The following is a 13345-nucleotide window of genomic DNA, read 5'->3' on the forward strand; positions in this document are numbered from 1 at the left end:
AACAGACTGTCAGAGACCACGGGCTGGCTGATGGTGTGAGCCCTGTCTCGCATCCGGACGTTACGCCGTTCGACCCCACTTCATTGCACCTTGCATCTCCGCCTCTCGGTCCACGTGCTGCTCTTCATGCAGCCGGATAGGCGGAGTTGGGAGACTCGTCATTCGCTTTGGCGTCTTCGGGCAGGGAGACATCCTCGCCCTCCCAAAGTCGCGCATCCTCGGGTTTGAGCGCGAGGCCGCCCGCGGTCAAAAGGGTTGTGACCACAAGATACGCGAGAAGATATTTGAGGCTGCGAGACAAGGCTCGATCGTAAATTCGCAGCTTGGCGAAGTCCGCTTCTTATCTGACACAGGCTTACAAAGCACTGCACCTCACTGCGCCTGCTTCCCTAAATGGGAATCGTAGGAAGAACACTGCAGACGGATTCACTGCCACGGCGCTGTTTGCGGTACATCGCATCATTACCCCATACGCGAAGTCCGCATCCGGCAAGAGAGACGTGACAACGCTGAAGACTGAAGACAGGGACCAACTCTCGCTTGGTCCACGCACGCCTCCGGTATGCCGGGTGACATTCCTTGGTGGACTAGGATTTCGGATCGATGAGCTTCATGCCGCTTTCTTCGTCGGCTCGCTTGGCGAGTGGCGTGGTGTTGGCAGTGAGGAAGACTTCGACTGTCGGATTGACGTTGAGTTCGAAGACGTGGCCGCCAACCGTGGTGCCGTCGTGCCTGCCGAGTACGGCGTGCATGTGGATGACAGGTTTGCTGTTGAAGGTGGCGATGTCGCCTGTGAGTGTGAGCACTTCGACCTGTTCTGTTACAGGGATGCCGTTGTAAATTTTGTGCGGCAGGTCGAGCCAGGCGAGAGTTGCGCTGTTGACGGCGCCGATGCCGGTGAAGTGCGCGTTGCCGACATGGTTTGCGATGGCGAAGTCGGTGAGGCCGCTGAGGACTTCATCGCCCTTAAGGAAGATGATGGCGTACACCTTCTCGTCTGGCGTGTCTTTCACGACCTTGAAGGTCACATGTGGTGCCTTGCCGACGGGGACGGGACGCGATGGCTGGATGGTTTGCTGCGCGGGCGCGAGCGCTGTGAGGGCGAGAGCGAAGGCGAACGTGAGAGCCTGGCGAATCATGTGGATGATTGTCTCTTAGGGTGGTGTGCTTCGCTTCGCGGAGCTCTACTCATTCTGTTACACGACAAAGAGCCCCGGCGCAGCCGAGGCTCTTCAAGATGTTTGGGGGCTGAAACTACTTGGTGAAAATATCGCCTTCGTTGTGAGCCTGGCGGTTGGAAGCGCGCTTGGCGGAATCTTCCGCGACGCGGTCGATGTGCGCCTGGTGTCCCGCTTCCGGGGTTTCCAGCGAGTTGATGCCCGGGCGTGCCGGGGTATCCGCTGTGTTTACCTTATCCTTTGCGATGCCTTCGCCTTCGCCTGGCATTCCATTGCCGGTCATGCTGCTCATAGCCGTATCACCTCGCCTTGTGTAGACGCTGGGCGTGCGCTGGGGGTTTGCCGCCGTTGCAGTTACTATGCGGCATGGAAAGGTTGCCACGCGGGTTCTGCCCCGCAGTAAGCAGCGGCCGTCACGCCAGGCGCGGCTAACATTGTGTAATGGAAGACTTTCTGACGCAGGCACGGGAGTTGCACGCTGAGTGCATCGTTCTGGATGGCCACGCCGACACTCCTCAGCGTTTCGTGGACGACAACTGGAACTGGATTGGCGATCCACTCGGCCTTGGTCAGCTCTCCGCGGAGACTGCTACCGAGGGCTGTCTGGACGGTGGATTCCTCATCGCATGGCCTGAGCCGGAAGCATGGGCCGGGCACTTCGCCGCGCGCACGCGGTCTTTGATTGCGAGTGTGCATGCACAGGCCGTGAAATACCCGGCAGCGCTCCGCATCTGCAGGACTCCTGAGGAAGTGCGGAACGCGAAAAGCGCCGGCCGCTTCGCCGCGTTGATTGGAGTTGAGGGTGGCCACGCCATTGAGAACAGCCTTGGGATCCTGCGTGAGTTCCATGCCAGCGGCGCTCGTTACATGACGCTGACCTGGGCCAATGCGAATGACTGGTGCGGATCGAGCGGAGGCGGTGCGAACCCTATGGGTCTGACCGCATTCGGTCGCGACGTCATCGCGGAGATGAATCGACTGGGCATGATGGTCGATGTCTCGCACGTGAGTGATGCGGCCTTCTGGGACGTGTTAGAGGTAAGCCGCGTACCGGTGATTGCCTCGCATTCTTCCGTGCGGCACCTGTGCGATGCAGCGCGAAATCTTACAGACGAGATGGCTCTCGCTATCGCAGCCAGGGGCGGCGTGGTGATGGTGAACTTCTACGCGGCGTTCCTCAGCGATGCATGGCGTGCCGCATGGAATGCGCAGAAGCCCGAATTGCTTGCCGCGCTGGATGTCGTTCGAGAACGCTTTGCCGCTAAAGGGCAGCGCATGCCGTTCTCTGCCGAGATTGCAGTGGATCGCGAGTTCGCCCGGCGCATTCCACCTGTCCCTTTCTCCGTGCTGCTCGATCACTTCGACCATCTCCTCAAACTCGTGGGACCGGGGCATGTCGGCATCGGATCGGATTTCGATGGCATCGCCTTATCCGTGGAGGGCATGGAGACCGCGGCTGATCTGCCCAAGATCACGGCTGGTCTTCTGGAACGCGGATGGTCCCCGGATGATCTGCGCGGGGTGCTGGGAGAGAACCTGCTCCGCGTGATGTCTGCGGTGCAGGCTGCGGGCGCCTAGACGAAGATGTCCGCATTGCCCTGCCCTGACGTGAACCGCTACACTCGTCGGGCATTGCGGATCGCCTGTTTCGAAAGCACAGTAGCGCGCGATCATCGATTATCGGTAATCTGTGCACCGATACCTGCAACGCAAAGTTCGACGAATGAATGCCCGAACGCCGGGTTCATCGGAATCTATTACATGAAGGAATCTGCTCAATGACGAAGGTAAAGCTCTCGCTGATGATGTTCCTGGAGTTCTTTATCTGGGGCGGATGGGCGGTCACGGTTACAAGTTGGGTCAGCCAGACGCTGCACTTCAACGGTGTTCAAACCGGCCTGATCGCAGGCGCCACGGCCATCGGTGCCGTGCTCTCCCCGTTCCTTGCGGGCTGGGTCGCCGACAACCTGATGCCCGCACAATACATGCTGGCGCTGCTTCACCTCGTCGGCGGCGTTCTTCTTTACATGGCATCGTTGCAGACAAGTTTCGGTCCGCTCTATGGCCTGATCCTGGCATACGCTGTGCTGTACATGCCGACGCTGGGTCTGGTGAACGCAATTTCGTTCCGCCAGATCAATGATCCTAAGACAGAATTCGCGCCCATCCGTGTGCTGGGCACCATCGGCTGGATCTGCGCCGGACTCTTCATCAGCTTCGTGCTGCACGGCGAGACGACTTCCCTGCCGCTGAAGATGTCGGCTGCCGCTTCAATCGTACTGGCGGTCTTTTCCTTAATGCTGCCGCACACCCCTCCACAGGTCAGCGAGCCGTTCCGCGTTGGCAACCTGTTTCCGATGGAAGTACGCCGCATGTTCCGCGACAAGAGCTTTGTGGTCTTTGCAGCAGCATCGTTCCTCATCTGTATCCCGCTGCAGTTCTACTACGCCTTTACGAACCCCTTCCTGGTGCAGGCGGGCGTTGCAAACTCCGCTTCGAAGATGTCTCTCGGGCAAGTGTCTGAGACGCTCTGTATGCTGCTGATCCCCTTTTTCTTCCGCCGCTTGGGCGTCAAGTGGATGTTGGTTGCCGGCATGGCAGCGTGGGTCATCCGTTACGGCTTCTTCGCTTACGGCGATGCGCATGCTGGCGTCTGGCTGCTGCTGGCGGGCATCCTGATCCATGGCATCTGCTACGACTTCTTCTTCGTGACGGGCCAGATCTACACGGACCGCAAGGCTCCCGCAGCGTACCGCGGTGCAGCGCAGGGTCTGATTATGCTCATTACCTATGGCATCGGCATGCTGGTTGGCTCATGGCTGAGCGGCCTGGTCGTCGACAAGTACGCGACCGTACTGGCGGATGGCTCGGCTGCTCATAACTGGCGCGCGATCTGGCTGGTTGCATCCGGCCTGTCGGCTGTCGTGCTGATCCTGTTCGTGTCCGTCTTCAAGGATGATGAGGACGACGAACCCAACACGACGGCGACGACTCCGCTCATGGTCGACGCAGAACCGGCACTCGTGCCCGAGGGATCCATTTAATGCAGTCTGCTCCAACGAAGAAGATCGGCATGGGCCTGGTTGGCCCTGGTTTCATCGCATCGCACCACATCGACGCCGTCCGACGCCTTGGCTTTGCCGAAGTGGTTGCACTCGCCGACGCCAGCGTCGAGTTAGCGCGGCCTAAGGCAGATGCGCTCGGCATTCGCAACGCGTATGGATCAGCTCAGGAGTTAATCGCAGATCCTGACGTCGATGTGGTCCACAACACCACTCCGAACCATCTGCACTTCGCCGTCTCCATGGCGGCGATCGAGGCGGGTAAGCACATCGTCAGCGAGAAGCCGCTGGCAATGGACAGCGACCAGTGCCGCCGTCTGCGTGATGCGGCGAAGGCCGCAGGCGTCGTCAACGCGGTGATGTTTAACTATCGCGGCAATCCGTTGGTGCAGCATATGCGCGCGATGATCGCGGCGGATGAGATCGGATCGCCGGTCTTCGTCAAAGGCCAATATCTGCAGGACTGGCTTACAGACGACCACGTCTTCTCGTGGCGGCTGGATCCGGCGCTCGGCGGCAAGAGTTCTGCACTCGCGGACATCGGATCACACACCTGCGATCTGGCGGAGCACGTCACGGGGGCGAAGATCGTTTCGGTTCTTGCGGACCTTGGGACGATTGTCAAGACCCGTTACACCAGCGGCTCAGCGATCGCCTTCTCTGGTGAAAAGGGTGGCGATCTACGCGAGGTGCAGATTGCCGGCGAAGATGTTGCCAGCGTAATGCTGCGCTTCGCGAATGGTGCCAAGGGCATCGTAACGGTAGGCCAGGTGCTGCCGGGACACAAGAACGACCTGCAGCTTGAGATCAATGGTCGCAAGGCATCGCTCGGCTGGAAGCAGGAGTCGCAGAATGAACTCTGGATCGGACGTTATGACGCACCGAACTCCATGATGGCGAAGGATCCGTCGCTGATGGCCGCCAGTGCAAAGCCTTATGCACACCTGCCCGGTGGACACCAGGAAGGCTGGCCCGATGCGTTCTTCAACGTTGTCTCGGCGATCTATGGTTGGGTGCGCGCTGGTGCTGCATCCCCGAAGCCCGAGGTCGTTTCTTCCTTTGCCGATGCTACGCATGTGACGGAGATTGTCGATGCCATGCTACGCAGCCATGACGGCGGAAACGTCTGGATCGCGGTTGAATAGAAGCTCAGCAGTTCGCACGTAAGAAGGGCGGCCTAATCGGCCGCCCTTCTTGACTATCCCCTATGGACGGTCTGGGGCTGCCTTCACCTGCAACTCGACGATATCGTCTTCGAGTCCCTGCTGGTGCCAGCCGCCAGCTAGAAGAACAGGATATTGTCCAACTCGACCCATGTCGTTGTTCCGCCTTTGCGATGTGCGACAACCTCGATCTCAGTGAGGTCGTCGCCCTTCCAGAGCGCATCCGCCGGCGATGTTCTCCTGCCCGCGATGGGGTGCAATTCCGTGAAAGGAATCTCCACCGACTTCCATTCTGCATTTCCGGAGACAGTCGCGGAATATGCCGCATTGAGTGCGTTGAGCCGCAGCTCGTACTCACCGTCACCACGGATATCGAGCCGGATCCCCTTGTAACCACGCAGATCGGCGGGCGCGATGGATCCTTTGGTCAAGGGCACGACGATGCTTACCGATGGTTTGTCTTTGACGACCATCTTCCCGGTCATCAACAGTGCGTGGTTCGTTCCTTCGCGGGGAACGATCTGGAGGATCTCGGAACTGCGCGACAGGCCTCCGTCCGGGTTCGTGACCACCAGCGTGGCGAAGTTTGTCCGCATATCTTCGCGTTCAAAATCATCGACGATATTGCCGACTTTCGCGGCTGCCATAGGCACGTCAGGGTTGGGCGCAAGCGCACCGGGACCGAAGACAAGTCGTCCACTAAGAAACACCCTATCGGTCTTTTCGACGTCGCCAATCGTCTCCCATGGCTTGCCCTTGAGGAGGACGAGGTCGGCTCGCTTTCCCACTTCGATGGTTCCACGGTCGTTGATCTCTCCCATGGCGCGGGCGCTGTTAGCGGTGCCCGCGATGAGCGCGGCAGAGGCGGGCAAACCCGCCTGTACCAGCAACTCCATCTCGCGCAGGGACGATTTTCCGTGCGGAGTACCGGGCATACCTGCGTCTGTGCCAAGTGTGATCGGAACACCTGCCTCGTAAAGCAAGCGAGTGTTGTTCAATGCCAGGTGCCAGCGCTTCTGCGACTGCAGGAAACGTGGATCCGTGGCCGGGATGGGAGTTGAGCCGGGCTTATTAGGCTCATAGACCGCCAGGGTGGGAGCAAATGCACTGCCACCCCGTTTGATGGCTGCGATGGTGGCTTCATCGAGGTCGCGATCCTGCAAGGCATGAGCGATCACGTCCACGTGACCGTCTCCTGCGTCCTTTCCTTTTGAGACAGTCACCGTATGGGTCAGGACGGGCATCTGGAACTTGTGCGCTTCGTCGACCAGTGCCGCGATAGCGTCAGCGTTCATGCTTGTGTTGTCCGGCGACATGCCGTAGCGCCACCCATCGATCATGGTCTCGCCGAAGCAGTCGGGTTTATAGCGCATCAGGTCGTCAACCGCCGCGCGCGCTTCGAGCGGCGTCACGATCTGCCGTGTGGTTGCAGAGTCGGCCCAGTCTGCTCCGTGGCCACCGGGCGTACTGATTCTTCCGCAGATGTTGACGTGGGGTGCATTGAGCATACCAATCCAGGCGCGCCTCGCCTCGAAAGACTCAGGCGACGAGTTGAAATCATCGACCGTAGTGACGCCTGCGGCAAGGTCTTCATTCGCCATCACGGGGACGGAATGCGGCATGCCGCTTTCGGTCCAATGCGTATGAAGATCGAAGAAGCCCGGCAGCAACGCCTCACCCGTTGCATCGATGGTTGTGTAGCCTGCGGGAACTGCGAGATGAGCGCCGACCGCGGTGATGCGGCCATTTTGGATAAGGACAGTCCTTGCAGAAGGTGCAGCTCCGGTACCGTCGAAGACCATTGCATCCACAATCGCGATGTCGACCGGCCGGGCATTCTGACCTGAACTTGAAAGAGCGCCGCATAAAGTGATCGCGGAAGCGACCGTCAGTGTCCGCTGGGTGAGAAATCGAAGCTTCAAGGTCATAGTTCTCCTGCCTGAGATGGGCACTGCATGGGCTGGCTGAAGCGAAAAAGGAAAATTAGGGGATACAGTCAGAGTACCGAATGGCGTGCGTCGTGGTCTCGGAAAACTGCGATCTGAATCTAACGCTTTCCGCCATGCAAGCCACGCATGCGGTCTTCTTCAGCCACTTGAGAATCAAGCGAGACGGGATCGAAGATACCAGTCGGCAAAAAAAGAGCGAGCCGCTTGGCTCGCTCTTGCTCTATCGATCGATGTGCAGACCTAGGTCCACCACGGCACAACGGCAGGTTCGGTGATCAACACACGCGAGAGCATGTTGATGGCGGAGGACAAGCCTTCGTGGATGGAGGTCAGCGCATCCTCATGCTCGATGCTGATGACGTAGTCATACCCGGCGAGGCGCAGCGCGGAGGCGATGCCCTTCCACTCGATCTCGCTGTGTCCCCAGCCGACAGAGCGGAAGAGCCAGGAGCGTGCAGCCATGTCGCGATAACTCTTGGTATCGAGCACGCCGTTGCGTGCCTTGTTACCGGGACTGACGTAAACGTCTTTCGCATGGAAGTGGAAGATGGCCTCGCCCAGTTCCGCGATCGCGGTCGGAATATCGATGCCCTGCCACCACATGTGGCTTGGATCAAAGTTGATGCCAAGCGAAGGGCCTGCCGCGGCGCGCAGACGCAGCAGTGTCTCCGGGTTGTAAACGACGAAGCCGGGGTGCGCTTCGAGCGCGATCTTGACCCCGTGATTCGCAGCAAAGGCCGCAGTCTTCTGCCAGTACGGGATGACTCGCTCGTTCCACTGCCAATCGAGCGCTTCGGCGTACTCGGGCGGCCAAGCAGCGGTAATCCAGTTGGGCGTAACGTCCGCGGGCGCACCTCCCGGACAACCGGAGAAGGTATTGACCACCGGCACGCCGAGCTTCTCGGCCAACAGGATGGTCTTGCGAATGATGTCATCGTCATGTGCCGCAATGTCCGCGCGGGGATGGATGGGGTTACCGTGGCACGACAGCGCGCTGATCGTAAGTCCAGCGTCGGCAATGCGCCTGCCGAAGGTCATCGAGGTGGACGTTCCGGTGAGCAGCCCCTCCAGATCCACGTGGCTTGCGCCCGGGAAGTTGCCGGTGCCGAGCTCCACCGCGGTGATGGCGGGGTAGCGCTTCAGTTCCTCCAAAAGCTCGTCAAAGTTGAGCGATCCAAATAGTGCTGTGAACAGGCCAAGCTTCAAGACAACATACCTCTTGCGTTATTTGTGCTGGTGAAACGCAGCGACCACATTCTCCGCGAGCATTCGCCCGGCTACTTTGCCGTCGCCCTCTTCCAGCGCATCGATCATATGCCAATGCACCTCCTGCGCGGCAAGCAGATCGATGTGCGCCTTCCCCAAGCGGGTCGCGATACGAACCTCATACGCAAGCGCCTCCCAGGCGCGCAACAGAGCACGGTTATTGGCTGCCTCTACGATCATGCGATGGAACTTCACGTCGTGCATTCCGTAGGCACGCTGATCTTTGCGCTTTGCCGCGGTCTGCACGGCGGTTGCTGCCTTGCGCAGATCGGCCACATTATCCTTAAAGTGCGGCGCGGCCAGCTCGGCGGCAAGCTGTTCCAGCGCGGCGCGGACGTCGTAGGCGTCCTCGATCTCTTTTGGCGTCAGCTCGCGGACTCTTGTGCCTTTGTAAGGCTCCGTAATGATGAGGTCCATGGCCTCCAGTTCGCGCAGTGCCTCGCGGACGGGGCCTTGGCTGGTCTGCATCTCGTCGGCGATCTGCAATTCCACAATGCGCGTGCCAGGCGCCATACGACCGTCCATGATGCGGCTGAGAAGCTCATGCTTGACTCGATCCGCCATGGATTCACGCTGGATGCCGTTCCTGCTCAAAGACATTTCAGCATTATCCCGGAAGAGAAGCAGAAAAGGCGCGGTTGGCACCGGCAAAGTACGTGCATTTCACTCCGTGAACAGTGCAACCCATGCCGCCGCGCTGCGCTATCCTTGATGTCAGGTCCACTATGGTTACCGCAGCACCAATCCCGGACGCACGCGCCGCTCTTAGGCGGCCATCGACGATCGTGACGGACTACGTCGAGTTGTTCAAGCCGCGCGTTACGTTGATGGTCATCATTACTGCTGCCGCGGGGTTCTACCTTGGGTCGCTGCGATCGGGCATCAGCCCGCTGAACCTGCAGTTTGTATGGGCGATGGTCGGCATGTCCATCGTCACCGCCGGTTCCAGCACACTGAACCAGGTCATTGAGCGTCGCACCGATGCTCTGATGCCTCGCACGCAATCGCGACCCCTGGCAGCGAAGCGGCTGGGATTTGCGCATGGCCTGATCATCGGCCTGCTGTGCATTGCGATTGGGTCGGTGGTGCTTGCCCTGACAACGAATCCGATCACGAGCATGTTGACGCTGCTGACGGCAATTGGCTACGTCGCCATCTACACGCCACTGAAGCGCATGAGCATGGCTGCGACCTTTGTCGGCGCATTTCCCGGTGCTTTGCCGCCGCTGATCGGATGGACGGCCGCGCGTGGATTCATCGAGTGGCCAGCCGTGGCGCTCTTTGCGATCCTGTTTGTCTGGCAGTTCCCTCACTTTGAGGCTATTGGCTGGCTGTACCGGAATGACTACGCCAAGGCCGGCATCCGCGTAACGGCTGTCGCCAAACCGGGCGGCCTCGCCACCGCGGCTCAGGCCCTGTTCTATGCCGTACTGATGATCCCGGTGAGTCTTTGGCCCGTGTGGCTGGGTACCAGCGGGTGGGCCTACGGTGCGGCGGCGCTTGTACTTGGCATCGCGTATCTCTATTACACACTTCGTTTCACACGCATCACGCGAGACCTGCCGCCGGCAGAATCCCGCAAGATAGCCCGCGACCTGCTGAAGGTGAGCGTCATCTACCTGCCGCTGCTACTGGCCGCCATGATCTTGAACGCGCACGGCCGCATCTTCTTTTAGGAAACCGATGACCGCAACCGATTCACGCCCCATTCCCGCGCCGGAACGCCTCAAGACGCCGCCATCGATCATTGCGGCAATCCTTGGCGTCTCTGCGGTCGCCAGCCTGTTTCTCTTCTGGCTGGTCTATTACCACGCGCCAGCGGATACGAACCACACGAAACTGCTCTTTCTGCCATCGCTGAATGCACTTTTCAATGGGCTCTCTGCTATCGCGCTGGTCATCGGGTTTGTCTACGTGAAGGTCGGCAAGATCAAGCAGCACCGCGCGGCGATGTTTACCGCCTTCGTCTTCTCCACACTGTTCCTCGTGTCTTACATTGCCAACCATGCGTTGCATGGTGAGTACCGCCTGCCGATCGCGCACGTCGGCGCGCTTTGGAACTTTTATTTCTGGATGCTGCTATCGCACATCAGCCTGTCCGTCGTGGCGCTGCCGCTGATCCTGATCACGTTTTTCTTCTCGCTGTCCCAGCGCTTCCAGCAGCATCGCAAGATTGCGCGGTGGACCTTTCCAATCTGGCTATACGTCTCGGTAACAGGCGTTCTGGTAGCTGTGATCCAGGCCGTTGTGCACGGATGAGCGCAACCTCGATCAAAGGAACTATGCGCCGCGATACCCGTTCGATTCTGCGTTTTTCCGTCACAACAGTCGTGATTGGCTTTGTGTGCGCTGCGGCTGTGTACGCCAGCGGTGGCATGACCTCGCACGGACCACACGGCACGGTGGGATGGTTTGCCCTGCTGGTGGCGCTTTGTTGCCTGCCTGCCGGCAGCTTCTTCCTGATACTGGGCATCGCCAAGTGGTCGGGCGACCGTAGCCGCACCGACTGACCTTAAAATTGCAGCGTGAGCGAAACCTGTCTTCCCGAAGACCCTAAGCCGGTACTTGTGTCTGCGTTCTCTGCTCAGGAGGCACTGGCGCATGGTTTCTCCACACGCATCGGTGGTCTTTCGCAGTGCTATCGCCCGGGCGACCTGAACCTCGGCTTCACGAAGGATGACGAACCGGCCAGCGTCGCGGAAAACCGCAGGCGGTTTGTGCAGACATTAGGCGCGGAAGACTTCCAACGCTTCGGCCTCCTCCGTCAGATCCACTCACCCGATCTTGTCGTGCTCGCCTCCGAAGAAGAGGGAGCGCAGGATTTTACCCAACCGGCAACGGGCTGCGGTGATGCCCTGATGACGGACGTGCCGGGCATGTTGCTCACAGTACAGGTCGCCGACTGCATTCCCGTACTTCTCTTCGCCCCGAAGAAGCGCGCAGTGGCGGCGGTCCACGCGGGCTGGCGCGGCACGGCAGCCCGCATTGCTCAGTCGACTGCGACTGCCATGCAGCGGCTCTACGGCAGCGATCCTGCCGATATCATCGCGGCCATTGGACCGGGCATCGGGCCGGAGAGCTACGCCGTCAGCGAGGATCTGCGCACCGAGTTTGCTACGGCCTTTGCCTACTCGGAAGAACTATTTCAGGTGCGGGACGCGCAGTTGTTCCTGGATCTCTGGGAGGCCAACCAGCGGCAGTTGCTGGAAGCGGGCCTGGAGCGTGCCAACATCCATGTTCTCGGGCTGGACACCGCGACCAGCACGGGTCGCTTTTTCTCGCATCGTGCGGAGAAGGGATTTACCGGCCGCATGATGGCGGCGATCGGACTAAGACCGATATAAGCAGCAACTCACGGGGTGCCCCGTACACACGCAAAGCGGTGTACGTGTCCTTGCATCCTGAAGCATCGCATCCCATTCATGCGCAAAGTGCGCGCAGGAATGGGGCCCCGCTTCCTGAGTAAACAACCCTATGTGGGGCTACCCTAAGCTGATGTCGTTGTCGCCGGTGTGCTCGCGCAGCAGGCGCTGCGAGAGCGTCTTGAGGTCTTCCCCGCTCTTGGGCAGCACGAAGTCACCATCCACCCATTCGAGCTTGAAGCTGGTAGACAGTGCGGAGATCCAGATCTGGCGCACCGGTGTGTTGGGCGTGAAGACGAACTTGCCCTTCGGATCGTCGAAGACGACGTTGAGCACGCCGCTGTTCTCCTCCACTTCAAAACCGCCATCTTCTTCTGCGTCGATGAGGCTTTGTTTAAGTTCTTCGAGAGCGCGATCGGCATCGCGGCGGAATGTCTGTTCGTCGATCATTGGCTTAGTCTAACCGTCCGTCAGCGTTGCATGAAGAGCTTGACCGCCAGCGCGACCAGGAGCAAGGCAAAACCTCGCCGCAGAGCAGTGTCTGACAGATGCTGCGCGTACTGCCCGCCGAACCAGCCGCCTATGGTAAAGCCTATTGCAATGAAAAGAGCCAGCTTTAGATCGGCGTGACCCTGCTTGTAATAGCTCCAGAACGCCAGCGCACCGACAGGCAGCAGCAGCGTCGCGATGGACGTGCCCTGCGCACGTTTCTGGGACATGCCGTAGAAGAACGTGAGGGCGGGGATAAGAAACACCCCGCCCCCTAGGCCGATCAGACCGGAAACACTGCCAACCGCTATGCCGAGAGCGAGACCACCCAGCATCCAAAAGAGGCTCATTTAGAAGGGGATGTCGTCGTCCGTGATGCCTTCGCCAGCGTAGTCATTGGCGCCAGCAGGCGTGCGCTGGTCAAAGCTGGCGGTGTTGCCGCCACCGTAGCTGTTGCCCCCGCTACGCGATGCTCCGCCACTGTACTGACCGCTGCCACCGGCACTGCCACCCTCGCCACGACCGCCCAGCAGGGACAGTTCGTTCACGAGAATTTCCGTGCGGTACTTCTTCTGACCGCTTTCCTTGTCGTCCCAGGAGCGGGTCTGGATCTTGCCTTCGACAAAGAGCTGCGATCCCTTCTTCACGTAGTCGCGGACAATCTCCGCGGTGCGGCCGAAGCAGACCAGGTTGTGCCACTCGGTCTTGTCGACCCAGTTCCCTGTCGCGTCCTTGGCGCGGTCCGCCGTGGCCAATGAAAAGCTGGCAATCACCATGCCACCCTGCGTCGCGCGCATCTCGGGGTCTTTGCCCACATTGCCCAGCAACATCACCTTATTAACGCCCTTAGCCATTGCTCTACTCCCGTTCGAATCC

16 protein-coding genes are annotated in these 13345 nt (G+C 59.8%); 7 read left to right on the plus strand and 9 right to left on the minus strand.

Annotation, left to right across the window (positions count from 1 at the left end; all coding sequences use genetic code 11):
- Positions 1–124 precede the first annotated feature (124 nt).
- The 3 genes from BLW03_RS20570 to BLW03_RS05440 all read right to left on the minus strand — a co-directional run bounded on the left by BLW03_RS20570 (position 125) and on the right by BLW03_RS05440 (position 1470).
- The gene (locus BLW03_RS20570) at positions 125–301 is read right to left on the minus strand and encodes a hypothetical protein (protein WP_170834976.1); all 177 of its coding nucleotides are present in this window, start codon (positions 299–301) and stop codon (positions 125–127) included.
- 286 nt (positions 302–587) lie between these two features.
- Positions 588–1139 carry a PPC domain-containing DNA-binding protein gene (locus BLW03_RS05435; RefSeq protein ID WP_083350347.1) on the minus strand — a complete coding sequence of 184 codons (552 nt, stop codon included), beginning with the start codon at positions 1137–1139 and terminating at the stop codon, positions 588–590.
- A gap of 115 nt (positions 1140–1254) precedes the next feature.
- Positions 1255–1470, minus strand: coding sequence for a hypothetical protein (locus BLW03_RS05440; protein ID WP_074652699.1), 216 nt, complete (start codon positions 1468–1470; stop codon positions 1255–1257).
- A gap of 149 nt (positions 1471–1619) precedes the next feature.
- On the opposite strand from BLW03_RS05440, the gene BLW03_RS05445 reads away from it, so the two are divergent.
- The 3 genes from BLW03_RS05445 to BLW03_RS05455 all read left to right on the plus strand — a co-directional run bounded on the left by BLW03_RS05445 (position 1620) and on the right by BLW03_RS05455 (position 5385).
- On the plus strand, positions 1620–2756 hold the full coding sequence (locus BLW03_RS05445; RefSeq protein ID WP_074652700.1) for a dipeptidase: 1137 nt from the start codon (positions 1620–1622) through the stop codon (positions 2754–2756).
- Between the two features lie 200 nt (positions 2757–2956).
- A complete protein-coding gene (locus BLW03_RS05450; protein ID WP_074652701.1) occupies positions 2957–4222 on the plus strand; it encodes a nucleoside permease in 1266 nt (421 codons plus the stop codon).
- Positions 4222–5385, plus strand: coding sequence for a Gfo/Idh/MocA family protein (locus tag BLW03_RS05455; protein WP_074652702.1), 1164 nt, complete (start codon positions 4222–4224; stop codon positions 5383–5385). Before BLW03_RS05450 ends, BLW03_RS05455 begins: the two co-directional genes overlap by 1 nt.
- 137 nt (positions 5386–5522) lie before the next feature.
- Here the strand turns inward: BLW03_RS05455 and BLW03_RS05460 are convergent, their stop codons facing one another.
- The 3 genes from BLW03_RS05460 to BLW03_RS05470 all read right to left on the minus strand — a co-directional run bounded on the left by BLW03_RS05460 (position 5523) and on the right by BLW03_RS05470 (position 9218).
- Positions 5523–7331, minus strand: a complete 1809-nt coding sequence (locus BLW03_RS05460; protein WP_074652703.1) for an amidohydrolase family protein — start codon at positions 7329–7331, stop codon at positions 5523–5525.
- 261 nt (positions 7332–7592) lie between these two features.
- The gene (locus tag BLW03_RS05465) at positions 7593–8558 is read right to left on the minus strand and encodes a sugar phosphate isomerase/epimerase family protein (protein ID WP_074652704.1); all 966 of its coding nucleotides are present in this window, start codon (positions 8556–8558) and stop codon (positions 7593–7595) included.
- 18 nt (positions 8559–8576) lie between these two features.
- Positions 8577–9218 (minus strand): GntR family transcriptional regulator, encoded by a 642-nt coding sequence (locus BLW03_RS05470; protein WP_074655790.1) that lies wholly within the window; start codon positions 9216–9218, stop codon positions 8577–8579.
- 125 nt (positions 9219–9343) lie between these two features.
- Here BLW03_RS05470 and cyoE point away from each other — a divergent pair, with 125 nt between their 5' ends.
- The 4 genes from cyoE to pgeF are packed head-to-tail and all read left to right on the plus strand — an operon-like array spanning position 9344 to position 11962.
- A complete protein-coding gene (gene cyoE, locus BLW03_RS05475) occupies positions 9344–10294 on the plus strand; it encodes a heme o synthase (RefSeq protein WP_074652705.1) in 951 nt (316 codons plus the stop codon).
- Between the two features lie 7 nt (positions 10295–10301).
- Complete coding sequence (locus BLW03_RS05480) at positions 10302–10877, plus strand: DUF420 domain-containing protein (protein WP_074652706.1); 576 nt, start codon at positions 10302–10304, stop codon at positions 10875–10877.
- 23 nt (positions 10878–10900) lie between these two features.
- Positions 10901–11128, plus strand: coding sequence for a hypothetical protein (locus BLW03_RS05485; protein WP_074652707.1), 228 nt, complete (start codon positions 10901–10903; stop codon positions 11126–11128).
- Between the two features lie 15 nt (positions 11129–11143).
- Entirely contained in the window at positions 11144–11962 is an 819-nt protein-coding gene (gene pgeF / locus BLW03_RS05490; RefSeq protein ID WP_244501971.1) for a peptidoglycan editing factor PgeF, read from the plus strand.
- A gap of 138 nt (positions 11963–12100) precedes the next feature.
- Here the strand turns inward: pgeF and cyaY are convergent, their stop codons facing one another.
- From cyaY to BLW03_RS05505, 3 genes are read right to left on the minus strand one after another with little or no spacing between them, the layout of a single operon-like run.
- A complete protein-coding gene (gene cyaY, locus BLW03_RS05495; protein WP_074652709.1) occupies positions 12101–12430 on the minus strand; it encodes an iron donor protein CyaY in 330 nt (109 codons plus the stop codon).
- Positions 12431–12450: 20 nt separating this feature from the next.
- The gene (locus BLW03_RS05500) at positions 12451–12819 is read right to left on the minus strand and encodes a sulfite exporter TauE/SafE family protein (protein ID WP_074652710.1); all 369 of its coding nucleotides are present in this window, start codon (positions 12817–12819) and stop codon (positions 12451–12453) included.
- Positions 12820–13323, minus strand: a complete 504-nt coding sequence (locus BLW03_RS05505; protein WP_074652711.1) for a single-stranded DNA-binding protein — start codon at positions 13321–13323, stop codon at positions 12820–12822.
- Between the last annotated feature and the right edge of the window lie 22 nt (positions 13324–13345).

Source organism: Terriglobus roseus (assembly GCF_900105625.1).
In the GTDB taxonomy this organism is placed as follows: Bacteria; Acidobacteriota; Terriglobia; order Terriglobales; family Acidobacteriaceae; genus Terriglobus; species Terriglobus roseus_B.